Origin of the sequence: Halomonas borealis (genome assembly GCF_004798905.1) — a bacterium.
In the GTDB taxonomy this organism is placed as follows: Bacteria; Pseudomonadota; Gammaproteobacteria; order Pseudomonadales; family Halomonadaceae; genus Halomonas; species Halomonas borealis.
The window spans coordinates 230111-255226 of the sequence record NZ_SDMO01000001.1; the positions used below are offsets into that span (position 1 = coordinate 230111).

General features: G+C 65.2%; 31 protein-coding genes. 17 read left to right on the forward strand and 14 right to left on the reverse strand.

Annotated elements, in window-relative coordinates:
• Positions 1-49: 49 nt before the first annotated feature.
• From arsC to pdxH, 4 genes are all read left to right on the forward strand, one after another.
• Entirely contained in the window at positions 50-391 is a 342-nt protein-coding gene (gene arsC, locus ETC07_RS01035) for an arsenate reductase (glutaredoxin) (RefSeq protein WP_136246691.1), read from the forward strand.
• Between the two features lie 30 nt (positions 392-421).
• Positions 422-1039 carry an NAD(P)H:quinone oxidoreductase gene (gene wrbA, locus ETC07_RS01040; protein ID WP_136246692.1) on the forward strand — a complete coding sequence of 206 codons (618 nt, stop codon included), beginning with the start codon at positions 422-424 and terminating at the stop codon, positions 1037-1039.
• Positions 1036-1440, forward strand: coding sequence for a DUF2069 domain-containing protein (locus ETC07_RS01045; RefSeq protein WP_136246693.1), 405 nt, complete (start codon positions 1036-1038; stop codon positions 1438-1440). The genes wrbA and ETC07_RS01045 overlap by 4 nt, the downstream gene beginning before the upstream one ends.
• A 178-nt stretch (positions 1441-1618) precedes the next feature.
• Positions 1619-2260: a pyridoxamine 5'-phosphate oxidase gene (gene pdxH, locus ETC07_RS01050; protein ID WP_136246694.1), complete on the forward strand. Its 642-nt coding sequence runs from the start codon at positions 1619-1621 to the stop codon at positions 2258-2260.
• A 35-nt stretch (positions 2261-2295) separates the two neighbouring features.
• Here pdxH and ETC07_RS01055 read toward each other — a convergent pair whose 3' ends face one another.
• A complete protein-coding gene (locus ETC07_RS01055; RefSeq protein WP_136246695.1) occupies positions 2296-5046 on the reverse strand; it encodes a bifunctional acetate--CoA ligase family protein/GNAT family N-acetyltransferase in 2751 nt (916 codons plus the stop codon).
• Positions 5047-5156: 110 nt separating this feature from the next.
• Here ETC07_RS01055 and ETC07_RS01060 point away from each other — a divergent pair, with 110 nt between their 5' ends.
• The 5 genes from ETC07_RS01060 to ETC07_RS01080 all read left to right on the forward strand — a co-directional run bounded on the left by ETC07_RS01060 (position 5157) and on the right by ETC07_RS01080 (position 9006).
• Positions 5157-6089, forward strand: coding sequence for a histone deacetylase family protein (locus tag ETC07_RS01060; RefSeq protein ID WP_136246696.1), 933 nt, complete (start codon positions 5157-5159; stop codon positions 6087-6089).
• A 172-nt stretch (positions 6090-6261) separates the two neighbouring features.
• Positions 6262-6882 (forward strand): helix-turn-helix domain-containing protein, encoded by a 621-nt coding sequence (locus ETC07_RS01065; RefSeq protein ID WP_136246697.1) that lies wholly within the window; start codon positions 6262-6264, stop codon positions 6880-6882.
• An 84-nt stretch (positions 6883-6966) separates the two neighbouring features.
• Positions 6967-7287 (forward strand): DUF1244 domain-containing protein, encoded by a 321-nt coding sequence (locus ETC07_RS01070; protein WP_136246698.1) that lies wholly within the window; start codon positions 6967-6969, stop codon positions 7285-7287.
• Positions 7284-7805, forward strand: coding sequence for a molybdenum cofactor biosynthesis protein B (gene moaB, locus ETC07_RS01075; protein WP_136246699.1), 522 nt, complete (start codon positions 7284-7286; stop codon positions 7803-7805). Before ETC07_RS01070 ends, moaB begins: the two co-directional genes overlap by 4 nt.
• Positions 7798-9006: a molybdopterin molybdotransferase MoeA gene (locus ETC07_RS01080; RefSeq protein WP_136246700.1), complete on the forward strand. Its 1209-nt coding sequence runs from the start codon at positions 7798-7800 to the stop codon at positions 9004-9006. The genes moaB and ETC07_RS01080 overlap by 8 nt, the downstream gene beginning before the upstream one ends.
• Here ETC07_RS01080 and ETC07_RS01085 read toward each other — a convergent pair.
• The 7 genes from ETC07_RS01085 to ETC07_RS01115 form a co-directional block, all read right to left on the reverse strand.
• Positions 8956-9585, reverse strand: a complete 630-nt coding sequence (locus ETC07_RS01085) for an acyl carrier protein phosphodiesterase (protein ID WP_136246701.1) — start codon at positions 9583-9585, stop codon at positions 8956-8958. The two genes, ETC07_RS01080 and ETC07_RS01085, sit on opposite strands and share 51 nt — an antisense overlap.
• 18 nt (positions 9586-9603) lie before the next feature.
• Complete coding sequence (locus ETC07_RS01090) at positions 9604-9957, reverse strand: TusE/DsrC/DsvC family sulfur relay protein (RefSeq protein ID WP_136246702.1); 354 nt, start codon at positions 9955-9957, stop codon at positions 9604-9606.
• A gap of 3 nt (positions 9958-9960) precedes the next feature.
• Positions 9961-10251, reverse strand: coding sequence for a sulfurtransferase complex subunit TusB (gene tusB / locus ETC07_RS01095; protein ID WP_136246703.1), 291 nt, complete (start codon positions 10249-10251; stop codon positions 9961-9963).
• A gap of 21 nt (positions 10252-10272) precedes the next feature.
• Positions 10273-10653, reverse strand: a complete 381-nt coding sequence (gene tusC, locus ETC07_RS01100) for a sulfurtransferase complex subunit TusC (protein ID WP_136246704.1) — start codon at positions 10651-10653, stop codon at positions 10273-10275.
• Between the two features lie 12 nt (positions 10654-10665).
• The gene (gene tusD, locus ETC07_RS01105) at positions 10666-11058 is read right to left on the reverse strand and encodes a sulfurtransferase complex subunit TusD (protein ID WP_136246705.1); all 393 of its coding nucleotides are present in this window, start codon (positions 11056-11058) and stop codon (positions 10666-10668) included.
• A 70-nt stretch (positions 11059-11128) separates the two neighbouring features.
• A complete protein-coding gene (locus ETC07_RS01110; protein WP_136246706.1) occupies positions 11129-11797 on the reverse strand; it encodes a Bax inhibitor-1/YccA family protein in 669 nt (222 codons plus the stop codon).
• 273 nt (positions 11798-12070) lie between these two features.
• Positions 12071-12289, reverse strand: coding sequence for a hypothetical protein (locus ETC07_RS01115; protein ID WP_136246707.1), 219 nt, complete (start codon positions 12287-12289; stop codon positions 12071-12073).
• Positions 12290-12602: 313 nt separating this feature from the next.
• On the opposite strand from ETC07_RS01115, the gene ETC07_RS01120 reads away from it, so the two are divergent.
• The 7 genes from ETC07_RS01120 (at position 12603) to merA (ending at position 16800) form a co-directional block, all read left to right on the forward strand.
• Positions 12603-13802, forward strand: coding sequence for a tyrosine-type recombinase/integrase (locus ETC07_RS01120; RefSeq protein WP_136246708.1), 1200 nt, complete (start codon positions 12603-12605; stop codon positions 13800-13802).
• A gap of 268 nt (positions 13803-14070) precedes the next feature.
• Positions 14071-14205 carry a ribonuclease H1 domain-containing protein gene (locus ETC07_RS15730; protein WP_181463086.1) on the forward strand — a complete coding sequence of 45 codons (135 nt, stop codon included), beginning with the start codon at positions 14071-14073 and terminating at the stop codon, positions 14203-14205.
• Entirely contained in the window at positions 14165-14713 is a 549-nt protein-coding gene (locus ETC07_RS01125; RefSeq protein WP_205742481.1) for an RNase H family protein, read from the forward strand. Before ETC07_RS15730 ends, ETC07_RS01125 begins: the two co-directional genes overlap by 41 nt.
• A gap of 19 nt (positions 14714-14732) precedes the next feature.
• A complete protein-coding gene (locus ETC07_RS01130) occupies positions 14733-14834 on the forward strand; it encodes a mercuric transporter MerT family protein (protein WP_205742482.1) in 102 nt (33 codons plus the stop codon).
• Between the two features lie 12 nt (positions 14835-14846).
• A complete protein-coding gene (gene merP / locus ETC07_RS01135; protein ID WP_112055405.1) occupies positions 14847-15143 on the forward strand; it encodes a mercury resistance system periplasmic binding protein MerP in 297 nt (98 codons plus the stop codon).
• A 132-nt stretch (positions 15144-15275) separates the two neighbouring features.
• Positions 15276-15401 (forward strand): mercury resistance system transport protein MerF, encoded by a 126-nt coding sequence (locus tag ETC07_RS16495; protein ID WP_240724520.1) that lies wholly within the window; start codon positions 15276-15278, stop codon positions 15399-15401.
• A gap of 124 nt (positions 15402-15525) precedes the next feature.
• Positions 15526-16800, forward strand: a complete 1275-nt coding sequence (gene merA, locus ETC07_RS01145) for a mercury(II) reductase (RefSeq protein WP_438590655.1) — start codon at positions 15526-15528, stop codon at positions 16798-16800.
• A 200-nt stretch (positions 16801-17000) separates the two neighbouring features.
• On the opposite strand, the gene ETC07_RS01150 is transcribed toward merA, so the two are convergent.
• The 4 genes from ETC07_RS01150 to ETC07_RS01165 form a co-directional block, all read right to left on the reverse strand.
• Complete coding sequence (locus ETC07_RS01150; protein WP_240724521.1) at positions 17001-18017, reverse strand: L,D-transpeptidase family protein; 1017 nt, start codon at positions 18015-18017, stop codon at positions 17001-17003.
• A gap of 74 nt (positions 18018-18091) precedes the next feature.
• A complete protein-coding gene (lnt, locus tag ETC07_RS01155) occupies positions 18092-19594 on the reverse strand; it encodes an apolipoprotein N-acyltransferase (protein ID WP_240724522.1) in 1503 nt (500 codons plus the stop codon).
• 4 nt (positions 19595-19598) lie between these two features.
• Positions 19599-20102: a signal peptidase II gene (gene lspA / locus ETC07_RS01160; RefSeq protein WP_136246710.1), complete on the reverse strand. Its 504-nt coding sequence runs from the start codon at positions 20100-20102 to the stop codon at positions 19599-19601.
• The gene (locus tag ETC07_RS01165) at positions 20099-22294 is read right to left on the reverse strand and encodes a heavy metal translocating P-type ATPase (RefSeq protein ID WP_112056444.1); all 2196 of its coding nucleotides are present in this window, start codon (positions 22292-22294) and stop codon (positions 20099-20101) included. The genes lspA and ETC07_RS01165 overlap by 4 nt, the downstream gene beginning before the upstream one ends.
• Before the next feature lie 89 nt (positions 22295-22383).
• Between ETC07_RS01165 and ETC07_RS01170 the strand changes: the two genes are divergently transcribed.
• Complete coding sequence (locus tag ETC07_RS01170) at positions 22384-22842, forward strand: MerR family transcriptional regulator (RefSeq protein ID WP_112056442.1); 459 nt, start codon at positions 22384-22386, stop codon at positions 22840-22842.
• A gap of 310 nt (positions 22843-23152) precedes the next feature.
• Here ETC07_RS01170 and ETC07_RS01180 read toward each other — a convergent pair whose 3' ends face one another.
• Together ETC07_RS01180 and ETC07_RS01185 are read right to left on the reverse strand one after the other, a co-directional pair.
• Positions 23153-24388, reverse strand: coding sequence for a M23 family metallopeptidase (locus tag ETC07_RS01180; protein WP_136246711.1), 1236 nt, complete (start codon positions 24386-24388; stop codon positions 23153-23155).
• The gene (locus tag ETC07_RS01185; RefSeq protein WP_240724523.1) at positions 24385-25023 is read right to left on the reverse strand and encodes a DsbA family protein; all 639 of its coding nucleotides are present in this window, start codon (positions 25021-25023) and stop codon (positions 24385-24387) included. Before ETC07_RS01185 ends, ETC07_RS01180 begins: the two co-directional genes overlap by 4 nt.
• Positions 25024-25116: the final 93 nt, after the last annotated feature.

Below are 25116 nucleotides of genomic sequence, written 5' to 3' on the forward strand. Positions count from 1 at the left end.
GGCCTACAATGAGCCGCGTTCCCCTCGTGCGACACAAGGACCCTCGCCCATGATCACCCTGTTGCATAACCCGCGCTGCTCCAAATCACGCCAGGCCCTGGCGCTGCTCGAGGAGCGTGGCGTCGATGTCTTGGTGCGGCGCTATCTCGAGGACCCGCTGGACGGCGCCGAACTGCGTGCGCTGATCGCACGGCTGACCAGCGAGCCACGCGATCTGGTCCGCGTCAGCGAGCCCGAATGGAAGGCCCTGGGGGCGGATCGCGATCAGCCACAGCAGGTGGTCGATGCCATCGTCGCGCACCCCAAGATCCTGCAACGCCCTATCGCCGACGACGGCACTCGGGCGATCATCGGCCGGCCCCCGGAAGACCTCCTCGCGCTGCTCGACTGACGCTTTTTCCCTCCGGTACCAGGAAGTTTCATGTCCACCCTGCCCTATGTGCTGATCCTCTACTATTCACGCTCCGGCGCCACCCGTGCCATGGCCGAGCGACTGGCCGCCGGCGTCGAGTCCTATCGCGGCATCGAGGCACGGCTGCGCACCGTGCCTCCTGTCTCGCCCAGCTGCGAGGCGGTCGACCCCGAGATCCCCGCCGAAGGCGCGATCTACGCCGACCTCGACGACCTGCGAAACTGCGCCGGCCTGGCGCTGGGCAGCCCGACGCGCTTCGGCAACATGGCCGCGCCGCTCAAGTACTTCGTCGACACCACCAGTGAGTTATGGCTGGGTGGCGCGCTGGTGGACAAGCCCGCCAGCGCCTTCACCTCCACCGCGAGCCTGCATGGCGGTCAGGAGACCACGCTGATCTCGATGCTGCTGCCGCTGCTGCACCACGGCATGGTCTTCGCCGGCATTCCCTACAGCGAGACCGAGCTCACCGAAACCCAGGGGGGCGGCACGCCCTACGGCGCCAGCCACCTGGCCGGCACGCGCAGCGATCGCCCCCTGGACGAGCACGAACGCCAGCTGGCCTATGCCCAGGGCGCCCGCCTGGCGCGCCTGGCGCTGGCGCTCAACAAGGCAGGAGATCGCCCATGAGACGTTGGCTGGAAGGCCTGGAAAGCCGCCAGGGGCTCGATGCGCTGACCGCCAAGTCGCGGCGCCTGGTCATCGTCAGCTATGCAGTACTGCTGGCATTGATGCTGTATCGCGGCGTGGCCATACAGAGCGATGGCAGTGCCATCGGCCCACTGGTGGCCTTCGTGCTGCCGCTGGCCCTGTTCCTGCCCTCGATCCTCGCCAGGCGAGCCCGCGGCCACGCCTGGCTGGCCTTCGTCAGCCTGCTGTTCTTCACCCAGGGCGTGATGGTCGCCACCCTGCCGGGCGAAGCGTTGCGGGGTGTGCTCGAGGCGCTGGTATCGCTTGCCCTGTTCACCGGCTGCATGGGCTACGCGCGCTTTCGCAGCCGTCAGCTCAAGGCCCGACACCAGGACGCCTGAACACGACGCCCCACTCGGCAGCGGTCGCCCCGGGCAGCATCAAGGGGCAGACAGCGGCGCACTCTCGCCGTTACCGCTCTCTGGTATGGCCAGGGTCCGATGGCCGCCCCTGGGGAGAGCCGAGGTTGAGCTCGGAGCGACGAGCGGCGACCATTAAGGCACATTCGAGGAGAACACCATGACACGTGACATCGCCGACATCCGGCGCGACTACGAGGGCGGTCGCCTGGACGAAGACCAGCTGCCCGAGCGACCCATGCCGCTGTTCGACGAGTGGCTCGCGCTGGCCCTGGACGCCGAAGGCCAGGATGCCAATGCCATGACCCTGGCCACCGTGGACAGCCAGGGCTTGCCACATGCCCGGGTGGTCCTGCTCAAGGGCGCCGAGGATCAAGGCCTGCAGTTCTTCAGCAACTACCACAGCCACAAGGGCAGTGAACTCGCCAACGTGCCCCAGGCCGCCCTGGTCTTCTGGTGGCCGTCGCTGGCGCGCCAGGTCCGGTTCGAGGGCGCGGTCGAGAAGATCGATACCAAGGCATCCGACGCCTACTTCGCGCGCCGCCCACGCGCCAGCCAACTGGGCGCCTGGGTCGCCACGCAAAGCGTGGTGATCCCCGGCCGCCAATGGCTCGAGGAGCGCGAGACGCGCTTCAAGCAGGCCTACGAGGGCCAGGAGATCCCGCGTCCCCTTCACTGGGGCGGCTACCACCTGACGCCGAACATGATCGAGTTCTGGCAGGGCCAGCCCAGCCGCCTGCATGATCGCATCCGCTTCGAGCGCCGCGATGACCACTGGCAGCGCTTCCGCCTGGCGCCCTGAGCGAGTCCGACCCTCCTGCCCCGCCATCGGCGGGGTCAGCCTTCTACGGGGCTCTCCAGCCGCAGCCGCTGCCAGTCGCTCTCGGGCTCATTGAGCCGTAGCACCGCATCCACCACGTCCTCGTCCATGTTGTAGCGAAGCCGGAAACCCAGCTGCTGCATCAGCGCCCGCATGGGGCGATTGTCGACCATGATCTTGCCGACCATCTCGAGCGTGCCCAAGCGCCTGCTGTAACGAATCATCTTGTCCATCAACAGACGACCGATCCCCAGCCCGTGCAGGTCATCGCGGACGATGATCGAGAACTCGGTACGAATGTTGTCGGCGTCGTTCCACACCCGCACCACGCCGAGCATTTCCTTGCCGCCCTCGACCAGCGGATGCTCGGCGATGAAGGCCATCTGCCGGTCGTAGTTGATGTGCGAGAGCATCGCCAGGTCACGCTGGCTCAGATCGGCCTTGTGATGGAAGTAACGAAAGCGAATGCTCTCCTCCGAGAGCCGCCGGTGGAAGCCGGTGATCAGCGGGGCGTCCTCGGCGCGGATCGGCCTCACCTCGACCTCCCAGCCATTGCTCAGGGTCACCCACTCCCTCAGCTCCTCCGGATAGGGCATGATCGCGAAGCGCGCCGGCGCGCCCAGGTCCATGGCGAAGTCGACCGCCAGCATGCCCTCGCGATTGAGCACCAGCGGGTTGAGTTCCAGCCCGCGCAGCTCGGTGAGGTCGCTGGCCATCTGCGAGAGCGTCACCAGCAGCTCGCCGATGCGTGCCAGGTCCCGCGCCGGGTCGCTTGAGTGCTCACGGATCAACCGCGCGGCATGGGTCCGGGCGACCAGGTCCGCGGCCAGACTCATGTTCAGCGGCGGCAACGCCACCTGACGATCGGCCAGGATATTGACCTTGTAGCCACCGATGCCGAACACGACCAGCGGGCCGAACACCGGGTCTCGGGTGATGCCGGCGCACAGCTGCATGGAATGCTTGCCGCGTTGCATGGGCTGCAGGCAATACTCACGCACGCGGAAGTCGGGAAACTTCTCGGCGACCTTGTCGGCCAGCCGAGTGGCACCCTCGGCGACCCGCGCAGGACCGTCCAGGTCCTGGAGCAGGCCGGCCGACAGCTTGTGGGGATGCTGGCGATAGCGGAAGGGCCGGCAATTGCCGTCGTGCACCACCTTCAGCGCCAGCGGCCCCTCGAGCGTCCGGGCCTCCTCGGCGGCCCGCTCGGGCGTCGTCGCATAGCGGCTCTCGGCGACCGGGATGCCATAGGACGTCAACACTCGGGCCGCCTCGGAGTGTGCCAGGCATTCCCCTCCCTCCGCCTTCACCCGTTCGATCAACGCACGGCTCGCCGCCCGACTCTCGCGGGTCGGGGTAAACGGCAGGCTCGGCGGGGTCTCTTGAAGCAGCTTCTGCACCCGCTGGTAGTCGACCATGTGCATGAAGGCCTTGACCGCCTTCTCCGGCGACAGATAGGTGGGAATACCGGCCTCGTGACAGGCCTGTCGAGCGGCCAGAGCCTCGCCGAGTCCCATCCAGCTGGTCAACAGGTTGCGGCGAAAGCGCCGGCGGGCGTCGATCAACGCCTGGGCGGTATCGAGTGACGGCGCCATGCGGGTCGGGGCATGCACCACCAGCACGGCGTCCACGCCGGGATCGGCGGCCACCCGTTCGACGATCTCGACGAAACGTGCCGGCGTGGCATCGCCGCCGATATCCACCGGGTTCTCCCCCGGCTTGCTGACATCCATGTCGTCGCGGCACAGCGCCTCGCGGGTCGTTTCGCCGAACTCGGCCAGACACCCGCCGGCGCTGATCAGCTTGTCGATGGCCAGCATCGCCGGCCCCAGGCCGTTGGAGACGACCGCCAGCCGATCGCGCTTGAGCGGGCGCATGCGCGACAGCGTCTCCAGGGCATCGAACAGTTCATCGGAATCATCGACCCGCACCACCCCGGCCCGGGCGAAGGCCGCATCGAAGACCTGGTCGCGGTTGGCGACCCCCGGCGTGGGCGGCAGGTTGGCGATATCCGAGGCCGCGGTGCGTCCGCTCTTGATCGCCAGCACCAGGCGATGGCGGGAGGCTTCGCGCACCGCCGTCATGAAGTGCTGGGCATCCTGGATACGCTCCAGGTGCAGCAGCAGGGCCTGGGTCGGCGCGAACTGGTTGAGGTAATCGATCATGTCCGGCAGCAACACGTCGACGCTGTCGCCCACGGTCAGCAGGTGGGAGAAGCCGATATCACGCCCGGCGGCCCAATCGATCATGGCGTTGCCGAGCATGCCCGACTGCCCCAGGTAGGCCACCCGACCCTTCTTCACCGGCTGGCTGGCGTAGGAGGCGTTGAGCCGTCGCCCGGGCACGATCAGGCCCATGCAACCCGGCCCCAGCACCCGGATCCCGCACTCACGGGCGGCGGCCAGCATGCGCGCCCTGATCGAGGCCTGACCATCACGCGCGACGTCGAGGTTCGCCCCACCGGACAGCACCAGGGCCGCGCGCACGCCGCAACGGCCGAGGCGTGCGATGATCGTCGGCACCCGATCGATGGGCGCGCAGACCACGGCGAGGTCCGGGACCCGCGGCAAGTCGCTCACCCGCGCGACACCCTCCACGCCGTGCACGGACTCGTACCCCTTAGGATTGACCGCCCACAGCGCCCCCGGAAAGCCGCCCTCGAGCAGGGTGCGGATCACGATACCGCCCATGGAGTGTGGTTTCTCCGAGGCCCCGACCACGGCGATGCTGTGCGGCGAGAAGAAATGATGCAGAAAGCGGGTGCTCATCGGCGGGCTCCGAGGGCGTGTCGAGATTGCTTCCTGTGTACGACTTATGGCCACTGTCATGCAAGGCCCCATCGCGCTTAGGGTAACGATGACGCACCTGGAGCCCTCGCATGATCACGGCCTATCTGACCCACCCCGAGTGCCACCGCCACCACATGGGGCCCGAGCACCCCGAAAGCCCCATGCGCCTCGAGGCCATCCACGCACGCCTGATGCGTGCCGGTCTGCTACAACAGACCATGCAGGGCGACGCCCCCGCCGCCACCGACGAGCAGCTCACCCGCGTCCACCCACCCCATCACCTGCAGTCCCTTCAGGCCTGCGTCCCCGAGCATGGGATGGTCCTGCTCGAGGACGACACCCTGATGAACGCCCACAGCCTGCAGGCCGCCCGGCATGCCGCCGGCGCCGTGGTGAGCGGCGTCGATCGGGTCTATCGCCACCAGGCCGACAACGTCTTCTGTGCGGTGCGCCCACCGGGGCACCACGCCGAGCGTGACCTGGCGATGGGATTCTGCTTCTTCAACAATGTGGCGGTCGGGGCCGCACACGCCAGGCAACGATATGGGGCGCAACGGGTTGCGATCCTCGACTTCGACGTGCACCAGTGCAACGGCACCATCGATATCTTCCGCGACGACCCCGAGGTGTTGGTCTGCACCAGCTTCCAATCGCCCTTCTACCCTTGGCGCCACCTGTCGACGGACGCCCCCAATATCATCAACACGCCGCTGCCTGCCGGCACCGACGGCCCCACCTGGCGCCGGGCCATCGAACGAGACTGGCTACCGGCGCTGGACGACTTCGCCCCGCAGATCGTGCTGATCTCGGCCGGCTTCGACGCCCACCGCGACGACCCGTTGGCCGAGTGCTGCCTGGACGACGCGGACTATTATTGGATCACCCGCCTGGCCCTGGACGTCGCCGCGCGTCACGCCGAACATCGTCTGGTCTCGGTGCTCGAGGGCGGCTACGATCTCCCCGCCCTGGGCCGCGGCGTCGAAGCGCACCTCAAGGCGCTGATGGGGCTGCCGCTGGACTGAGGCGCCAGGCGAGCGACGCCGCCATGTTTCCTGCCCCGCGGAAACGCCCCGCCTCAGGATGACGCCTGCCGATTCCATGTCGCCCCCCATCCACATGGGGTCGCACCCAAGCCCGCAGGCGATCGGTGATGTGGTAGTCTAAAGGAAACCCTGTTTCCAATAGTGAACCCGCATGCCCGCCACCAACGACCAAGATGCCGCCCTGCGCATCGCCTCCGGGCGCAAGGCCTTCGTCGAGCCACTCCGGCTCGGCGAGCGGCTCAAGGAGATTCGCCTGGCCAACCGGTGGACCCTGGGAGACGTCAGCGAGCGCACCGGCCTGGCACGCTCCACGCTGTCCAAGATCGAGAACGATCAGATATCGCCGACCTTCAGCGCGGTACAGAAGCTGATCAGCGGCCTGGACATCGACCTCCCTCAGCTGCTCTCCCAACCGCGCCCCCAGGCCCGAACCATGGGGCGTCGCGATCTGACGCGCCATGGCGATGGCCAGCAGCACCCGACGCCGACCTACGAGCACGAGCTGCTCAGCTGCGAAATGGCCCAGAAGCACATGATCCCCTTCAAGACCATCGTGCGGGCACGCAGCTTCGAGGAATTCTGCCAATGGGTCCGCCACGACGGCGAAGAATTCCTGATGATCCTCGAAGGCGAGATTCAGCTCTATTCCGAGTTCTACGAGCCCCTGCATCTGGCCAAGGGCGACAGCATCTACTTCGATAGCGACATGGGGCACGCCCTGGTGTCGGTGAGCGAGGAAGACGCCGTGGTGCTCTCGGTGTGTACCCAGTGACGCTACCTCGCTGCCCCTCGCGCCCCACTCTTTCGAGACACCGGAAGCCACCCCATTGGCCTTCTTGACAACGGAGCCAACGCCATGCAGCACCTGGATGACGACACCCGCACCGAGCTCGAAGCCGCCGCCTTCCGTCGGCTGCTCAGCCACCTGGACGCGCACAAGGAGGTGCAGAACATCGAGCTGATGATCCTCGCCGACTTCTGCCGCAACTGCCTCTCCAAGTGGCTGGTCGCCGCCGCCGAGGAACGCGGCGAGAGCCTCGACTACGAGGCCGCCCGCGAGCACGTCTACGGCATGCCCTATAGCGAATGGAAGACGCTCTACCAGGCCAAGGCCACGCCGCAACAACTGGCCGATCTGGAGGCTCGGCAGGCCGCCAAGCCAGAGGCCGATTCATGAGCGAGGCGATGCTTCCCCTCTCCCTGGCGGTGCTGACGGTCTCGGACACCCGCAGCGAAGACACCGATCGCAGCGGCCAAGCACTGGTGGAACGGCTGACCGCGGCCGGCCATCGCCTGGCCGACAAGCGCATCGTGCCCGACGACGTCTATCGCATCCGCGCCGTGGTCGCGACTTGGATCGCCGATCCCGAGATCCAGGGAATCCTGATCACCGGCGGCACCGGCTTCACTGGCCGGGACTCCACCCCCGAGGCGGTCGCGGCACTGCTCGACAAGCGCATCGAGGGCTTCGGCGAGCTGTTTCGCCAGCTCTCGTGGCACGAGGTGGGAAGCTCCACCGTACAAAGCCGCTGCCTCGGCGGGCTGGCCAACGCCACCGTGGTGTTCTGCCTGCCGGGCTCGACCGGCGCCTGCCACACTGCCTGGGACGGCATCCTCGCCGAACAGCTCGACAGCCGGCACCGGCCGTGTAACTTCGCGAATCTGGTCATCCCCGAGCGAGGCACCCATGGCTGACCTCCAGCCCGTCGAGGCGGCGCTCGACGCGCTGCTGAAAGGCCTAGCGCCGCTCGGCGCCGAGCGCTTGTCGCTCGCGGACGCCGAGGCCCGCGTGCTCGCCGAGACGCAGACCGCGCGACTCGACGTGCCGCCCTTCGATAACAGCGCCATGGACGGCTATGCCCTGCATCACGGCGACGCCGGCCGCTGGCTACCGATCCGCCAACGCATCGCCGCCGGCACCCCGGCCGCGCCGCTCGCACGCGGCGGCTGCGCGCGCATCTTCACCGGCGGCGAGATCCCGCCCGGTGCCGACTGCGTGGTGATGCAGGAAAGGGTCGCGCTGGAGGGCGAGCATGCCCGGCCGCCCGAAGGCGTACCGGCCGGCGACAACCTGCGTGGCCGCGGGCGTGATGTGGCCGCCGGCGAGCCGCTCTTGGCGGCCGGCACGCGGCTCGACGCCGCCGCGCTCGGCCATCTCGCCGGCCAGGGCATCACCGAGGTCGAGGTGCGCCGCCGGCCACGGGTGGCGCTGCTCTCCACCGGCGACGAGGTCGTCGATCCCGGCCAGCCCCTGGCGCCGGGACAAATCTATAACACCAACCGCCCGCTGCTGACATCGCTGCTCAGGCGCTTCGGTGCCGAGGTGGTGATGACCTCGGCGGTGCCGGATACCGCCGAGGCCAGCCGTCGACGGCTCGAGGAAGCCGCCGAGGTCGCGGACGTGGTGATCACCACCGGCGGCGTGAGCGTGGGGGAAGAGGACCACGTACGCGGCGCCGTCGAGGCCCTGGGGCGGCTTGACCTGTGGCGGCTGGCGATTCGCCCCGGCAAGCCACTGGCGCTCGGACGACTGCCGAAGGCCGCCGGCGGCGAGGCCCGTTTCGTGGGCCTGCCCGGCAACCCGGTCTCCGGCTTCGTCGGCGCCTGGCTGTTCCTGCGTCCGCTGATGGGCGCCCTGCTGGGTTGCCCGGCGTTAGCATCACTGCCGGCGCTTTCCGCCCGGGCGGCCTTCTCCACCCACACCGGGCCGCGCCAGCACTACATGCGTGTGACCCTCGAGTTTAGCACCGACGGCATCGAGGCCCGGGCGTTCGAGGATCAGAACTCCGGTGTGCTCTCCTCCTGCGTGGGGGCCGACGCCCTGGCGGTGATTCCCCCCGAGTCCTCAGTGTCGCAGGGCGATACGCTGCGCTGCCTGTGGCTCCGGATCGACTGACGCCGGGGCTGGCCGAGCGGCCGGCACATCGAGATGCGCCTCGAGGTCCGTCCAGAGCCGGGCGAAGGCCGCATCCAGCACGGCGTAATCGCGCTCGAGCCATGGCAACAGTGCGGCGAGGCGGTTGGGGCCCGATAAGCGCCGTCCCAACCCGGCTACCGCCCGGCAAGTGAAACGGAAGTCAGCGTAGCCGCGTAGCCAGTCCTGGCGGACCAGGGCCGGCATCATGGCGGCCAGTCGATCGGGGGCCGGGCGCGCCGCAAGCAACCGGTAGCAGCGCGCGATCACATCATCGCGTTCGAGCCTCGTCAGCCGCCGTGCCAGGCAGTGATCCCACATCAGGTCCAGGGCGATACCGGCCACGCGACGCCCGTCGCGCGGCGCCAAGGCCTTGGCCTCGAGCAGTACCGGGTGACGATCGACGAAGGCATCCACTCGGCGATGGTGGCGTATGCCTGCCGCCACCCCCGGGGCCCAGGCATCCAGGTCGGGCCCCTTGACCCCATCGGCGATCAGGTTCCCGTAGAGGAAGTCGTCGCTACCGCCGCGGGCGAGCCAGCCATGGGCCAGGAAGTTCATCTCAGTCTCCGTGGAGGGTCACAGGCAGTGGGTGGGCTTGGGCAGCCCGGCCAGGCGCGCCGCCCGCTTGGCCGGACTGCCGGGAAACAGGCGCATCAGATGCATCGAGCGTCCCTTGTCGGGCCCCAGGTCCCGCCCCACCGCCTTGACCAACGGACGCATGGCCGGCGCCATCTCATACTCGGCATAGAAGGCCCGCAGGACCTCGAGCACCTCCCAGTGCTCCGCCTCCAGGATCACGCCTTCTTCGCTGGCCAAGGCCTCGGCCACCGCCGGCGACCACTGGCCGATGTCGACCAGATAGCCTTCCGGGTCGAGCCCGACCCGGGCATCGGCCACGCAGAGGTGACGAGTTATTTCGCTGCTTGCCATCGCTCAGTACCAGCTCAGGGTTTGTTCGGCTTGCTCGGTCAACTGGACGAAGCCTTCCACGTCGACCACCTGTACCTCACCATCGCAGCGGCCGAGCAGCCCCCGCGACTCGAGATCCTCGCGCTGCGCGAAGAGCCGCCCCGGAATAGCCTCGAAGTGACGCACCAGCGCCGGCAAGGCGCCCTGCACGCCATCCTCGATCAGCAACAGGCGATCCTCGGGGCCCATGGCGGCCAGCGCCTGCTCATGCACCCGGTAGCTGGCCGGTGAACGGTTCACGATATGTAGGTTCATGAGGGCATCTCCCGAGCCGGGCTAGAAGGTGAGTACGCGTGCATGGCGACGGATCAGCTCGGCGCTATCCTCGGCCTGCAGGACACGCGGCGCCAGCATCAACTCGTCGGCGCTCAGGCCGAAACGCGCCAATGCCTCCGCCTCGACCCATAGCGTGTCGATATCATACATCTCCAGCATCCGAAGCGTAGGGGCGGTGCCCTTCTGGTCCAGCGCTCCTGCGGCCTGGTCCTCGACCAGGGCCGTCACGCCCTCGCCCATGAACAGCAGCGAGACGTCACCGCCGAAGGCGGCCGCGACCAGGGCGACGTCGAGCCCTTCACGCAACCAGCCACTGCCATGCGGGGCATGACGCAGGATCACCAGCAGATCGCCAGCGGGCGTATCATGGTCGTGGTGCATTTGGCACTCTCCTCAGGGCCCGAAGGTCACCAGGCGATCGCAGCGCTGGCTCAGATCCACCAGCTGGCCGACCCCGGTCAGCTCGAACGGCGCCTCGACGCTGTGTCCGTTCTTGCCGTGGCGTGCCGCCTCGCGCTCGTCCATCAGGCCGCGACGCAGCGCCGCCGCGATACACACCTGAAGCGCCACGTCGTGCTGTTCGCACAGCGCGACCCAGCCATCGGTCAGGTGCGGTTCATCCTGGGGTGGAGCGGCCAGCCGCGCGGCGTTGTAGACGCCGTCATGGTAGAAGAACACCGCTTCCAGGCAATGCCCTCGCGCCAGCACTGACCGAGCGAAACGCAGCGCCGAGTGGCTGGCCTGATCGCTGTAGGGCGCCCCCATCAGCAGGATCGCATAGCGCATGATCATCCTCTCAAAAACAAGCTGGCCCCGCCGAAGCGGGGCCAGCATTCTCGCATCGCCGTGGCTAGCGTCAATCCTGGCTCATGATGCCGAGCAGGGACAGCAGGCTGACGAAGAGGTTGTAGATCGAGACATACAGGGTGATGGTGGCGAGAATATAGTTGGTCTCGCCGGCCCGGTGCACGATCTCGCTGGTCTGGTAGAGGATCGCCGCGGAGGCGAACAGCACGAAACCGGCGGACACCATCAGCGACAGCGCCGGGATCTGGAAGATCAGGCCGGCGACCATGGCCAGCATCAACACGATGGCGCCCGCCATCATGAAGTTGGCTAGGAAGCTGAAGTCCTTACGGGTAACCAGCGCCACGGCGGAGAGACCGCAGAAGGTCAAGCCGGTCAGGCCCAGCGCCGTCATGATCAACTGAGCGCCGTTAGGCAGCGTCAGGTAGGCGCTGATGATCGGTCCCAGGGTAAAACCCATGAAACCGGTGAAGGCGAAGGTCGACAACAGGCCGAGGGCCGAGTTGGCGGTCTTGTGCACCAGAAACATCAGGCCATAGGCACCGACGAAGAAGAGCAGGATGTTCATCTGCTGAACGCCCATGGCCACGGCGACGCCGGCCGTGGCGGCGGAAAACAGCAGGGTCATGGCCAGCAGGCCATAGGTGTTGCGCAACACCTTGTTGGTACTGACGGCACTCGACTGCTGCGTCGTCATGTGTGTGTCTTGATAAGCCATCGATCCGAAGCTCCGTGTGGTTGATCTCGGCGATAACGACAGGATGCCGCCTGGCGGATAGTGACGCAAGTGTGAACGCCTCACGGCGTCAACGTTCGACGATGGACTCGGGGCATTGTGCAGGCGGCACCAGGCCAGCGGGCACCGCATCCCGGCCCATCTGCCGGGACGTCGGCACAGCACTACTCGCCGTCCAGTTCCTTGTTGGTGTGGTGAATCGCCCACCAGGTGATGGCCGCGACGGGAATGACCAAGGCGGCCACGATCATCAGGCTATTCATCGTCTCGCTCCTCCATTGCCGCGAGCTGGGCTCTCTTGTGCACCAGTATAACAAGGTTGACGGCATTGTAGGCGATGACCGCGGAACCGACCGTCGGTCCCAACCTGCCACCGACCAGCATGCCGATCGCGGCGCCGGTGATCATGGCCATCGACAACGTGGAGGCACACTCGAGCGCGATCTTGTTGCGGTGGTGCTTGAAGCCCAGCATCACGATGTCTCCTCAAGGCCTTCGCAGGGGCCGGTAGAGCGATCACCACGCGCACCTTCCGGCCACGAAAAAGCCCCGAGACCAGTCGTCGACTGTTTCTCGGGGCTCGCGATTCGAGTGGCGGAGGGACAGTCCGCTTGATTAGGCTTCAGAAACATCCAATAAAATATAATTACTCATTGTTTTAGCTTTATTTTTTTTAATCTCTGTCCAGCAAGATCCAAAGCCGTACCGACATTTCCAGAGTCAAAGTATGGGCCGGAGTATGGGCTAGGGTATGGTACGCTAATCCTTCGACAACGAGGAGGCGGCCATGGGCAAGCTCACCACACGTGGAGTACAGAAACTGGTCAGGGAGGCCAAGCCCGGGTTGACCAACGATGGTGAGGGCCTGTACCTCAAGATCGGCAAGAAAGGGGGAGCAAGCTGGATCTATCGGTTCCGGCGCAATGGCAAACTTCGCGACATGGGCCTTGGTAGCTATTCGGACGTCAGCCTTGCTGAAGCGCGAGCTCGTGCCGGCAAGAACCGTAGCCTCATCAAGGAAGGCCTTGATCCCCTTGAGGCCAAGGTAGAAGAAGAGCAAGTAGACGAGGCCACGCCCACCTTCACCAGCTGTGCCGCCCGCTACATCATGTCCCACCGCCGCAGCTGGCGGAACGCCAAGCACGCGCGGCAATGGGTCAGCACGTTGAAGGCCTACGCTCGACCGGTCATCGGAAACAAGCCTGTCGATGAGGTCACCACCCAAGACGTCCTGAAAATCCTGTCACCGATCTGGACCAGCAAGACCGAAACGGCCAAGCGCGTGCAAGGCCGGATTGAGAACGTCCTCGACTACGCCGCGGCGCACAACTACCGAGATCCTGTGAACCCGGCCCGCTGGCGTGGGCACCTCGACAAGCTGCTGGCCAAACCATCTAGGGTCAAGCAGGTAAGCCACCATCCGGCTATGCCCTATGATGATGTTGCCGCCTTCATGGCCGAGCTTCTGGGCTATACCAGCGTTTCCTCCAGGGCCCTGCAGTTCCTGATCCTGACAGCTACGCGCACTTCAGAGGTCCTGCGCGCTGATTGGCTGGAGCTCGACCTCAACAATCAAACCTGGACGATCCCAGCCGACAGAATGAAGGCACGCCGCGAACACCGTGTGCCGCTGTCACGGCAAGCGGTGGAGCTGCTGGCCCAGCTACCGCGAGTGAAGGGCAACTCCTATGTCTTCCCCGGAGCGCGCTACGGACGCCCTCTCTCCAATATGGCCATGCTGCAGCTGATGCGAGGCATCGGCTATGGTCAGGGTGGCGAACGGGGCGACTACGTGCCCCACGGCTTCCGCTCGAGCTTTCGCGATTGGACCGGCGAAGTCACCAGTTATCCTCGTGACGTCGCAGAAATGGCGCTGGCCCACACCATCGAGAACAAGGTGGAAGCGGCCTATCGCCGTGGAGACCTCTTCAATAAGCGACGGGCCATGATGCAGAATTGGGCCGATTTCATCCTACCACAGAGCTAGTAAGGACACTCTTGAAGTACTGAACACTCGGGCATGGCGCATGTTTTGCTGTGGCAAGGCAGCCTGCAGGCCCTACAGCAGTATTTCTTGTTATCAAAGCGTTACAACAGGTAGCACACTTCATCGAGCGCTACGCTGACGAGCTGCATTCAAGACACTTCGAATCGCCCAGAGAGCTTTAGGAAACTATGTTGACTGACCGAGCCCGGCTTGTAAGGGGCGGGCTCTTCTATTCCTGCATCAGAACATCACCGCCACGGAGCGCCGCATGACAGCAAAGAAAGCCCCCAAATTCTATGTCGTTTGGGTCGGCCGGCAGACCGGGATCTTCACCACACAAGAAGGCGACGACATCTGGCAGCGTGGCCTCGGCCCCTTCGGGCCGCACATCTCGGCGGAATAAGGCGTCAAAAAAGGACGATCATACTCACCCGGGAGAGACCTTCGACACGGAAATCTACTGCGATGGTGCTTGTGACCCCAATCTTGGTGATGCCGGCTCGGGCATGGCCATCTACCGCAAGGGCACCCTCGACCAGCTCTGGTATGGCCTCTACAACCCCAAGGGGACCAACAATACAGCCGAGTTAAACGCCTTTTTCCAAGCTCTACATATGGCCAAGGAGGAAATTGCGCAGGGATCGTCCGTGCGGATCCACTGCGACTCCATGTACACCACCAACGCCATCACGAAGTGGGCCGGCGAATGGCGGAAGCGCGGCTGGAAGAAAGCCAATGGAGAGGCGATAAAGAACCCGGAGATCATCCAGCCCACGCATGCGCTGTACGAAAGCCTCAAATCGTCGCTGACCATCGCCCACGTCAAAGGGGACGCAGGAGTTGAAGGCAACGAACTAGCCGACAGGATGGCAATGTACGGGGCCGACCAACAGGCCTACCACCGCTTGTAAGCCAGGCGAAACCTGCGCGATGCCAAAGGTTCGCACGACGTATAAAGCCATCTTCTGGATCGTCGCTGCCTTGGTGCTGATCGCGCTGCTGTTTCCTTACCTCCTGCCCCTGTTCTACTAAGAGGAGATCGCCATGAAACGACTCGCTGCCTGCATTGCGCTTTCCGCGACGCTCGCCACGTCGGCTTGGGCCGCCCCGCAGACCGTGACGTTGTCGGTGCCGGGCATGACCTGCGCCGCCTGCCCGATCACCGTCAAGGCCGCCCTCAACAAAGTGGACGGTGTCTCGCACGTCGATGTGAGCTACCCGGATCGTGAGGCGGTGGTCACCTTCGACGATTCACGAACGCACGTCGAAGCATTGACCGAAGCCACCACCAACGCCGGCTCCCCCTCATCCCCGACACCCTCGGAAGCGGATCGGGAGTGACCATGAAGAACCCCAAGCCCCTGCTGCGCGCAAGCGTGATTGGCACCGTCCTGCTGGCGCTGTGCTGCTTCACGCCCATCCTGGTGATCCTGCTGCACCGTTGGCCTGGCGGCACTGACCGGCTACCTGGACGTGGTACTGCTTCCTGCCCTGGCCTTCTTCATCGGCCTGACCCTCTATGCGCTATGGCGCGAGAAGCAATACGACGCCTGCTGTAACAACGCCTCTACCTATTCAAGGAATTCCCCTCATGAGTGATGACAAGAACCCGCACATCGCGGTGATCGGCAGCGGCGGCGCCGCCATGGCGGCGGTCCTGAAGGCCGCCTAACGCGGCGCCCGCATCACCCTGATAGAACGCGGCACCCTCGACGGTACCTGCATCAACACCGGCTGTGTACCTTCCAAGATCATGATTCGCGCGGCCCATATCGCCAACTGGCGCACGGAAAGCCCCTTCGATGCCGGCCTGAGCAGCCAAGCGCCGGTGGTAGATCGGGCCAAGCTGCTCGAGCAGCAACAGCGGCGTGTCGAGGAACTGCGCGATGCCAAGTATGAAGGCATACTCCGCGACCACCCGGCCATCACGGTCCTGAAGGGGGAGGCGCGGTTCGTCGATGCCCATAGCCTGACGGTCACGCTGAATGAGGGCGGCGAGCAGACCGTCCGCTTCGATCGCGCCTTCATCGGCACCGGCGCCCGACCGGCAGCACCGCCGGTGCCGGGCTTGGCCGACACTCCCTACCTGACCTCCACCGGCGCGCTGGCACTGGATACCCTTCCCAAGCGGCTGATCGTGATCGGGGCCTCAGTGGTCGCCCTGGAACTGGCCCAGGCCTTCGCTCGGCTGGGCAGCCAGGTCACCGTGCTGGCCCGGAGCCGCCTGTTGTCCCAGGAAGACCCGGCGGTAGGGGATGCGGTGGAGGCGGCGTTTCGCCGCGAGGGTATCGAGGTGTTCAAGCAGACCCAGGCGAGCCGTGTGGATTACCTTGATAATCTATTCATTGTCGACACCAATGCCGGCACCTTGCAGGCGGATCATCTGCTGGTGGCCACCGGACGGACACCCAACACCGAGGCCCTGCATCTGGCGAGCCTCGGCGTGGAAACCGCGCGTGGGGCGACCCTGGTGGATGAGCAGTTGCAAACCACGGTACCGGGCCTCTACGCCGCCGGTGACTGCACCGATCAGCCGGAGTTCGTCTATGTCGCCGCCGCCGGGGGCAGCCGGGCTGCCGTCAACATGGCCGGGGGCGAAGCCACCCTGGAGCTGAGCGCCATGCCGGCGGTGATCTTCACCGACCCCCAGGTGGCCACCGTCGGCCTGACGGAAGCCGAGGCCATCGAGCAAGGCTTCAGCGTCGATACCCGCGAGCTGGACCTGGAAAACTTGCCCCGGGCACTGGTGAACTTCGACACCGGTGGCTTCATCAAGATGGTGGCCGAACGCGACTCGGGGCGATTGCTGGGCGTACAGGCGGTGGCGGGAGAAGCCGGTGAGCTGATCCAGACGGCGGTGATGGCGCTACGCGCACGCATGACCGTACACGACATCGCCAATGAGCTGTTTCCCTACCTGACCATGGTAGAAGGGCTCAAGCTCTGTGCTCAGACTTTCACCAAGGATGTGACGCAGTTGTCCTGCTGTGCCGGGTGAACGATAGCGTTGCCTACACGTCTGCGACCTTTACCACCGTACCATGGTAAGGCCAGTAAACTCTTTTCGGAGACTTCGCAGGTGCCGACATGAGTGACATGACCATAGGCAAAGTGGCCCTGCAGAGGACGATAGATCCTGTATCATCCACGCCTGAAGTCAGCGTCACGAGACTGACAGGACTCGCCGTGTCGTCGTCATCATGGCCTGCCCAGCGCGATTTCTGCGTAGATACCCTGGTAGTCAGTGTCATGCGTTCTATCCGGCTCCGGCTTGGGATTCAGGGCTACCATGCGACCGCTGGGGTCATCTAATAGGCCGCGAAGTTGTTCATAATCGAAGCTCCAGCCCTCGGCGTTGCGCTGGTTGAGACGTGTGATGGTCTCTACCAATGTGGACATGCTGTGCCCTTCTCCCTCCAAAGGCGGGAATGCCTGAACCAGCAGTTGCCCCTCGTACCAGCCGATCTTGATGGACTGGTTGACGATTCGGACCTGGGTGCCGGCGGGCACGCGGTCGAAGATCGACTCGATGTCCCCGGGGAACATGCGAATACAGCCACGACTGGCACGCATGCCGATTCCATCCGGTTGGTTGGTCCCATGGATCAAGTAGCCATCGAATCCAAGGATAATGGCATGGTCTCCCAGCGGATTGTCCGGGCCTGGGGGCACCACGCTGGGCGCCTCTTCACCGCGTGCCCTGGCTTCACGCTGAACCGACTCGGGTGGATACCAGGCGGGATTCTTGATGTTCATGGTGGTCTTGGTGACACCGAGGGGCGTACCGAAGCCCTCGCGACCGATGCCAATAGGATAGGTCTCGACACGCGGCGTCTCGTCGTCATCCACCTCGGGATAGTAATAAAGGCGCAGCTCGGCGATGTTGATGACGATCCCGTTGCGCTCGACATCGGGCAGGATGAAGCGTCCGGGAATGGTCACCTCGGTTCCCTCGCCGGGGATCCAGATGCTGGTGTCCGGATTGGCTCGCATGATCTCCCGGTACCCCAGGTTGTGTCGCCTGGCGATATCGAGCAGGGTATCCTCTCGATCATCCACCGTTATGCGGTAGGTGTCGCCGATCACATTGCCTTCCTCAGGCAGCGGATAGTGGCCGCGGGGCCATTCGCCCTCCTCTTCGGCCTGAGAAGCGCCGATGAGTGCCAGCCAACCGGCCAGCACCCCCACCACTGTGCGTTTTCGGAGCTGCCACAATGGAGCTTCTCTCGCTGTACCAGAGTGAGGTTTCGATAACGCCATAATTCTCTCCTTTTTTGACTGGACCATTATCATCCAGACCGACGTGTGTTAATTCGCCATCCATGCAGCACCAGTAAGGCGGCCAATAGCCAGATTGGCCAGCTACCGGTTCGGGTGAACGGCGTGTTTCCCACCATGGGCCGCACCTCGCCGCGAAGGCTCGTCGCCTGGAACTGTGGTGCGCGGGCTGTGACACTGCCCTGAGGATCGACGATGGCAGTCATCCCGTTGCTGGTGGCGCGAATCAGGTATCGGCCGTTCTCCAGCGCACGCAGACGGGCCATCTGCAAATGCTGCAGGGGGCCGATGGAGCGGCCGAACCAGGTGTCGTTGGAGACCGTCAGCAGTAGCTCGGCAGCGCGCGCCTGCTCGGCGACCCGGTCGGCATAGATGATCTCGTAGCAGATGGCGTTACCGATGGTGGTTCCGGCGGCGTGGATCGGCCCCTGAGCTTCGGGCCCGGGCGTCATGGTCGGCATGGGCAGGTCGAAGAAGGCGATGGTGCCGGCGAGCAGGCTCTCCAGCGGCAGGTACTCGCCGAAGGGTACCAGACGCGCCTTGCGGTAGTGGCCCTCGGCGTTACCCAGGCCGATCACGCTATTGTAGTAGTCGCCGCCGTCGCGCTGCAGGATGCCGGTGAGCAGGGCGGTGTCGGGGGCGAGGTTGGACTGCACCCGCTCCAGTATGGGCCGCGCCTCCTCCTCGAACATTGGCAGCGCCACCTCGGGCCAGACCATCAGGTCGATGCCGTCGGGCTGCTCCCCGGTCAACGCCGTGTAGATGTTGACCGCCTCGCGCTGGCCTTGGGCACTCCACTTGATGCTCTGGTCGAGGTTGCCTTGCAACAGCGCCACGCTGAGCGGCTCGCCGGCCGGGCTGGTCCACTGACCCGGCAAGGCTAACGGGGCCAGCCACAGGGCGGCGATAGGGGCAAGGGCCCACCAGCGTCGGCGCAGCAGCTCCACGCCCAGGGTGCCGGTCAGGGCGGTGATCAGCGACAGAAGATAGACGCCGCCCACCGGGGCCCAGGCCGCCAGCGGCGAGTCCACTTGGGACGTGCCCAGCAGCAGCCAGGGAAACCCGGTAAACAGCCAGGTGCGCAGCCACTCGCTGAGAACCCAGGTGCCGGCGAAGCTGAGGAAGGCCAGGCGTCGGCCCGTGACGCGGCGATAGAGCCAGAAGGGCACGGTATAGAACAGCGCCAGGCTGGCCACGAACAGACCGGTGAGGAAGAGCGCCAGGAGCGCCCCCGTATCCCCATAGCCGTGGATTGCGACGAAGACCCAGGAGGCACCGGAGCCGAACAGGCCCACGCCATAGCACCAGCCACGGAGCGCGGCTTGAGCGGGTGTCAGGGCATGGATGCCGACATAGACCAGGGCCACCGCCACAGGGCCCAGCCACCACAGCGTGAAGGGCGCGGCGCTGAGGGTGGTCAGCCCCCCGGCGGTCAGGGCCAGCAAACAGCCGAGGACCGGAGAGAGCCGTCCGACAGGCGTCATGTCCCGGACTGGCTGGTTCTGTGCATCCATGCCGTCACTCAGACAATCTGGGGGAGGGACGCTCACGCAAGGCCGCAATCGCAAAGGCGATGACACCCAGGAACAGGGCGATATCCGCCAGGTTGAAGGCGGGCCAGTGCCACTCTCGCCAGTAGATGTCCAGGTAGTCCACCACATACCCTCGCACCAGGCGGTCGATGCCATTACCCAGCGCGCCACCCAGCATCAAGCTGTACCCCAGCGCCTCCAGGCGGGGCCTGGGCCTGCACAACAGGAACGTCAGCACGATAGTCGCCAACCCTGCAAAGCACAGGAAGAGGTAGCGCTGCCAGCCACCTGAATCGGCGAGGAAGCTTAAGGCCGCCCCCGTGTTCCACCAGTGACCCCAGTTGAAGAATGGGGTCAGCGGGATGGTCTGGCCATACGGCATCAGCGCCTGCACCAGCCCCTTGATGACCTGGTCGGCCAGGCCGACCATAACGGCCAGTGCCAACCAGTAGCGGCTCTGCGGCGCCATCGCTATCCGTTTCGTTCTCATGACGTGGCTGCCTGGTAGCGCGGGCTTGCCGAGCCAGTCGTGGCATTGCCTGGCGAGAAGCGATAACCCAGCAACCGCATGGCGTTCAGGGTCACCAGCACGGTGGCGCCGGTATCCGCCATCACCGCGATCCACATGCCGGTGATGCCCAGCGCCGTGGTCACCAGGAAAATGGCCTTCAGGCCCAGCGCCAGGGCGACGTTGGTCTTGACGTTGCGCAGCGTGGCTCGGGACAGGGCGATCAGCTCGGCGATGCCGCCGACGCGGTTCTTGAGCAGCGCCGCATCCGCGGTTTCCAGTGCCACATCCGTGCCGCCGCCCATGGCGATGCCCACTTCTGCCGCGGCCAGCGCCGGCGCATCGTTGATGCCGTCGCCCACCTTGCCGACGGGGCCTCGGCCGGCGGCCTGCCAGTCACGAACGCGCTGGGCCTTGTCCTCGGGCATCAGCTCGCCATGTGCCTCGATGCCCAGGCTGTCACCGATGGCCGCGGCGGTACGCGCATTGTCACCGCTGAGCATCACTGCCTGCACGCCCAGGCGCGACAGCGCCGTCAGCCCCTCCCGGGCATCGTCACGCGGCTCATCGCGCACGGCGATCAGGCCCAGCGGATGCTCGCCTTCGACCAGCACGGCGAGACTCTTGCCGGCCCCCTCCAGCTCGGCGATCCGAGCGCTCAGGTCGTGATCGAGAGCGGCCTGCTCTGCCAGGTGGCGGGGGGTGATCAGGCTCAACTCACGCCCCTCGACCCGACCGGCGACCCCTCGGCCCGACAGGGCGCGGCTCTCACTCGCCAGTGGAAGGGAAAGGCCCAACTGCTCAGCGTGGGCGAGGATGGCCGTGGCTATGGGGTGGCTGGAGTCACGTTCCATCCCAGCCGCCAGCCTCAGGATCTCTTGCGTGCCTTGGCCAGTGGCCCAGTCCTCCACGTCGGTGACCTTGGGGGTGCCGGCGGTGAGGGTGCCGGTCTTGTCCAGCGCCACCGTCCGCAGCTTACCCAGCTGTTCGAGCACCGCGCCGCCCTTGATCAGCAGGCCCCGCCGGGCGCCCGCCGAGAGGCCGGCAGCGATCGCCGCGGGGGTTGAGATCACCAGAGCACAGGGACAGGCGATCAACAGCAGGGCCAGGGCGCGATAGATCGATTCCGACCAGGCCATGGTCGAGACCAGCGGCGGCACCACCGCCATCAGCAGGGCGAGCCCCACCACCGCCGGCATGTAGTAGCGAGCGAAGCGGTCGATGAAACGTGCCACCGGCGCCTTGGCGGCCTGGGCCTCCTCCACCAGGCGGATGACCCGTGCGATGGTGTTGTCCTCGGCGCCGCGGGTTACCTCCACCTCCAGGGCGGCATCGAGGTTGACCGTGCCGGCAAAGACGTCGTCCCCCGGCGCCCGCGTGCGGGGCACCGACTCCCCGTTGATCGGTGACTCATCCAGGTCGGATTCGCCGGTCAGAATACGTCCATCGCAGGGCACGCGGTCGCCCGGTCGCACCAGGACTCGCTGCCCAGGCGTGAGCGAGGCGGCCGAAACCTCACGGGTATCCCCATCCTCCATCAGCCTCGCCGTGGACGGCGTCAGGTCCGCCAGGGCCGAGATGCTGCGTCGCGCCCTCGACGCGGCCACCCCCTCCAGCAACTCGCCTACGGCGAACAGGAAGACCACCACTGCCGCTTCGGCGGCGGCATTGATGGCCAGGGCCCCCAAGGCGGCGATGCTCATCAGCATCTCGATGGTGAAGGGGTTGCGCATCTTCAGCGCACCCCAGGCGCCTTGTGCAATGGGCACCAACCCCACCAGGGTGGCCGCAACGAAGGGCCAGTTGCCTAGGCTAGGCCAGACCAGGCGGAGAACGAAGGCCAGAGCCAGCAGCCCCCCCGTGACGAGCACCAAGCGTCCCTTGGCGGTCTGCCACCAAGAGGCCGGAGCGGCATCCGCCTCATCTCCCTCATCATCGGTGGCAAGCTGGTAGCCGAGCTCGTTAAGGATCCGCTCGATCGCCTCATGAGAAGGCGTCGTATCCTGTTGAGGGTGAATCCTCACCGATCCGGTGACCGAACTGGCCGACACCTCCCCGATGCCCTCCAGGCGGCCCAGAGCGGCCTCTACCTTGCGCTCGCAGCCGCCGCAGTCCATGCCTTCCACCTGCAGTGTCAGCGTCGACGAGATAGTGCTTTGCGTTGGTTCGGTCATGGCGTTGCTTCTCCGAATGTCTTAATCTTATTTTGAAGCATAATCCCTGTAGCAACTACAGGTTCAAGTCATGCGAGAGGAGCATCAGGATGCCGGAGATTAGCCATGCCATCGGTATCGGCGAGCTGGCACGGCGCGCCGGCTGCAAGCCTGAAACGGTGCGCTATTATGAGCGCATCGGGCTGATGGGCGATGCATCGCGTACCGAGGGTGGGCAGCGGCGCTATGGCGAAGAAGCTGTCAGGCGGCTGACCTTCATTCGCCATGCCCGAGACTTTGGCTTCTCGGTGGATGCGGTGCGTGAGCTACTGGCGATGTCCGACCAGCCCGACATGCCCTGTCAGGAGGTCGATGCCGTTGCCAAGCATCACCTGGAGGAAGTGGAGTCGCGGCTGCAGCGGCTCTCGGCACTGCGTGACGAGCTCAAGCGGATGGTGAGCCAGTGCGCCGGCAGCAAGGTCGAGAGCTGTCGCATCATCGAGGTGCTGAGTGATCACCAGTTGTGTATCAGTGAGGCAGCCCACAAAGGCGCTCACGATTTGGGATAACCTCCTGTGCGTCCCAGCGTGCCCTAGTTGAGACATTCAGGAACAGCATGATCACCAACTTCATAGAGAAGCCCAGGGTCGCCTTGTTCTGGTGACCGCTGCGGTGGGCCTGGGGAATGATCTCGCGGCTAATGACATACATCATCGCGCCGGCGGCGGGGCTGCCTAAAAACCCCAGTGTGACTGGCGAGACACCGTCCATAACCCCTGCCCGTGTGAAGTGAGTGCCGCTGAGGCTGTAGCGTCACGCGACGCTAGGTACATTGTGCCCACCGAGGCGTGTTTCACAGCAAGTCCACCTAAAGGCTTGTCAGTTCACCATTGCGGCAAGACCGGAAGCAGCGGACGTTCCGATGGCTTTTTGCAGACGTGTCCGAGCCTCGAACAGTGCGCTGCGATACTCTTGGCGTGTGGGTGACTCACTCAGAATAATGCGCTGCCCTTCCTCGAGGGGATCTACGGGGCGGTCATCCACTCTCACTTCGTAGTGCAGGTTGGGCCCCGTGGCGAGTCCGGAAGCCCCTACCTCACCCAGTTTGTCGCCGGCCTTGATGGGGGCCCCGACCGCCAGGCTGGCAGCGAAACGGCTGAGATGCGTATAGCGACTGATGGTGCCCGTATCATGTTTTATCTCGACAACACGTCCATAACCTCCCCGGCGACCGATGAAGGAGACGCGCCCCGGCGCAGTGGCCATGACCGGGGTGCCGCGAGGCGCGGCAAGATCGATACCGTCATGACGTCGGACCCCGCCGTACACGGGATGGCGCCGGTTGCCGAAGGGGGATGTCAGGCGTGCGCCGAGAATCGGGAACTGCAAGGTGTCTTGGAGGCTACCGTCCTTGAAGAGCATCACGCTGGCTCTCTGGTCCGCCGGCCATACTAGCTCCAGCCGCTCCGCCTGGTCAGCCAACCCCATATAGGTCAGACGGGGAGGCCCGACTCGAGTGCCATCCTCACGGCGATCTTCTTCCCACAGTAACTGCAGGCGCTCGCCACCCGAGATATCTCGGCGTGTGTCCATGAGTCCGCCCAGCAGCATGTCAAGCTCTGCAGCGAAACGCCTGGGTACCCCCTCAGCCGCCAAGGCGGCATAGAGTGACGTCTTGACGTCTACTTCACGACCCAGGGTCAGGGTGTCGAGGCGAGGCTGGACAATGCGCGTCGACGGACGCTCACCCAGGGTGACGACGTACTGAATACCCGAGTCACGCTCGATGGCCACCGACACCGGCTGTCCCGTCGCCAGAGAGGTGAAAGTGATACGATCTCCGGGCCGCAATCGTCTCGGGTCGAACCTCTCCGCCAGCGAGGTCGCCGCTTGGGTGCGCGTCTCGGTATTCACGCCAAGCTGTTGCAGCAGTGCGTCCAGGGTATCCCCTGGTTCCACGGTGAGCTTTTGAGCGACGCGACCCACCTTCGCGATAGCTTGTGCCCTGTCCGATGCCGGCTTGGCAGGTGATAATCCGGCACGCTCTTGCCCACGGGCTTCGGCCAACACGGGGCTCAGGACCATCAGTCCCACTAGCAACCAGCGTCGTGTCATGATGCATCCTCTTCGCCGGAGACCTCGGCTACCTCACGGTTAACGGCGTCGACCAGCTCCTGCATGCCGAAGGGGTCCAACAGCTCGCCATTGACGAAGAAGGTCGGCGTCTTGCTGATCTGGTTGGCCTCGACGTCAGCCTTGTCCTGGTCGTAGACCGCCTGTGCCTCTGGTGAATTGAGCTGCTCTTCGGCTGCGGTTCTGTCCAGCCCGGCCTCGCTGGCGATCTCCATGATCGCTTCCTCATCGACACTGCCATGAGCCGCCCACTGGCTCTGGCGAGCCAGCAGCGCCTCCAGCACCGGTTGGAAGGCATCCTGACGCCTGGCGACCTCCAGCACGCGAATGGCGGTTTCGGATACGTCTCCATGGAAGGGGGTGTAGCGCACCACCAGCCGCACCTTCTCGGGGTACTCTTCCAGGATGCGTTTGGTCAGCGGGTAGAAGGCGCGGCAGGCCTCACAGGCCGGGTCGAAGAACTCCACGATCGTCACAGGTGCCTCTTCCGGCCCCAGGACCGGCGAGTGTGCACGCACCAGCGAATTCTCGGCCTGTGCCCCCTCTCGGCTGGCCGTCTCGGCGCCCATGCCCAACAGCGAGGGCCTCGACACGATCACAATGATGGCCGTCAGCATCAACGCTCCGACCAGGATAAAAGTCGCTTTTTTGTACATTCTTTCTCTCAATTTCAAAGAGTTGGGTTTAAAGCAAGCTCAGGATGCTGCTGA

Bases quoted from the DNA above. Each gene is read 5' to 3' on its own strand.
- arsC (WP_136246691.1), top strand. From the start codon at position 50: ATGATCACCCTGTTGCATAACCCGCGCTGCTCCAAATCACGCCAGGCC.
- wrbA (WP_136246692.1), top strand. From the start codon at position 422: ATGTCCACCCTGCCCTATGTGCTGATCCTCTACTATTCACGCTCCGGC.
- ETC07_RS01045 (WP_136246693.1), top strand. From the start codon at position 1,036: ATGAGACGTTGGCTGGAAGGCCTGGAAAGCCGCCAGGGGCTCGATGCG.
- pdxH (WP_136246694.1), top strand. From the start codon at position 1,619: ATGACACGTGACATCGCCGACATCCGGCGCGACTACGAGGGCGGTCGC.
- ETC07_RS01055 (WP_136246695.1), bottom strand. From the start codon at position 5,046: ATGAGCACCCGCTTTCTGCATCATTTCTTCTCGCCGCACAGCATCGCC.
- ETC07_RS01060 (WP_136246696.1), top strand. From the start codon at position 5,157: ATGATCACGGCCTATCTGACCCACCCCGAGTGCCACCGCCACCACATG.
- ETC07_RS01065 (WP_136246697.1), top strand. From the start codon at position 6,262: ATGCCCGCCACCAACGACCAAGATGCCGCCCTGCGCATCGCCTCCGGG.
- ETC07_RS01070 (WP_136246698.1), top strand. From the start codon at position 6,967: ATGCAGCACCTGGATGACGACACCCGCACCGAGCTCGAAGCCGCCGCC.
- moaB (WP_136246699.1), top strand. From the start codon at position 7,284: ATGAGCGAGGCGATGCTTCCCCTCTCCCTGGCGGTGCTGACGGTCTCG.
- ETC07_RS01080 (WP_136246700.1), top strand. From the start codon at position 7,798: ATGGCTGACCTCCAGCCCGTCGAGGCGGCGCTCGACGCGCTGCTGAAA.
- ETC07_RS01085 (WP_136246701.1), bottom strand. From the start codon at position 9,585: ATGAACTTCCTGGCCCATGGCTGGCTCGCCCGCGGCGGTAGCGACGAC.
- ETC07_RS01090 (WP_136246702.1), bottom strand. From the start codon at position 9,957: ATGGCAAGCAGCGAAATAACTCGTCACCTCTGCGTGGCCGATGCCCGG.
- tusB (WP_136246703.1), bottom strand. From the start codon at position 10,251: ATGAACCTACATATCGTGAACCGTTCACCGGCCAGCTACCGGGTGCAT.
- tusC (WP_136246704.1), bottom strand. From the start codon at position 10,653: ATGCACCACGACCATGATACGCCCGCTGGCGATCTGCTGGTGATCCTG.
- tusD (WP_136246705.1), bottom strand. From the start codon at position 11,058: ATGCGCTATGCGATCCTGCTGATGGGGGCGCCCTACAGCGATCAGGCC.
- ETC07_RS01110 (WP_136246706.1), bottom strand. From the start codon at position 11,797: ATGGCTTATCAAGACACACACATGACGACGCAGCAGTCGAGTGCCGTC.
- ETC07_RS01115 (WP_136246707.1), bottom strand. From the start codon at position 12,289: ATGCTGGGCTTCAAGCACCACCGCAACAAGATCGCGCTCGAGTGTGCC.
- ETC07_RS01120 (WP_136246708.1), top strand. From the start codon at position 12,603: ATGGGCAAGCTCACCACACGTGGAGTACAGAAACTGGTCAGGGAGGCC.
- ETC07_RS15730 (WP_181463086.1), top strand. From the start codon at position 14,071: ATGACAGCAAAGAAAGCCCCCAAATTCTATGTCGTTTGGGTCGGCCGG.
- ETC07_RS01130 (WP_205742482.1), top strand. From the start codon at position 14,733: ATGCCAAAGGTTCGCACGACGTATAAAGCCATCTTCTGGATCGTCGCT.
- merP (WP_112055405.1), top strand. From the start codon at position 14,847: ATGAAACGACTCGCTGCCTGCATTGCGCTTTCCGCGACGCTCGCCACG.
- lnt (WP_240724522.1), bottom strand. From the start codon at position 19,594: ATGGATGCACAGAACCAGCCAGTCCGGGACATGACGCCTGTCGGACGG.
- lspA (WP_136246710.1), bottom strand. From the start codon at position 20,102: ATGAGAACGAAACGGATAGCGATGGCGCCGCAGAGCCGCTACTGGTTG.
- ETC07_RS01165 (WP_112056444.1), bottom strand. From the start codon at position 22,294: ATGACCGAACCAACGCAAAGCACTATCTCGTCGACGCTGACACTGCAG.
- ETC07_RS01170 (WP_112056442.1), top strand. From the start codon at position 22,384: ATGCCGGAGATTAGCCATGCCATCGGTATCGGCGAGCTGGCACGGCGC.
- ETC07_RS01180 (WP_136246711.1), bottom strand. From the start codon at position 24,388: ATGACACGACGCTGGTTGCTAGTGGGACTGATGGTCCTGAGCCCCGTG.
- ETC07_RS01185 (WP_240724523.1), bottom strand. From the start codon at position 25,023: ATGCTGACGGCCATCATTGTGATCGTGTCGAGGCCCTCGCTGTTGGGC.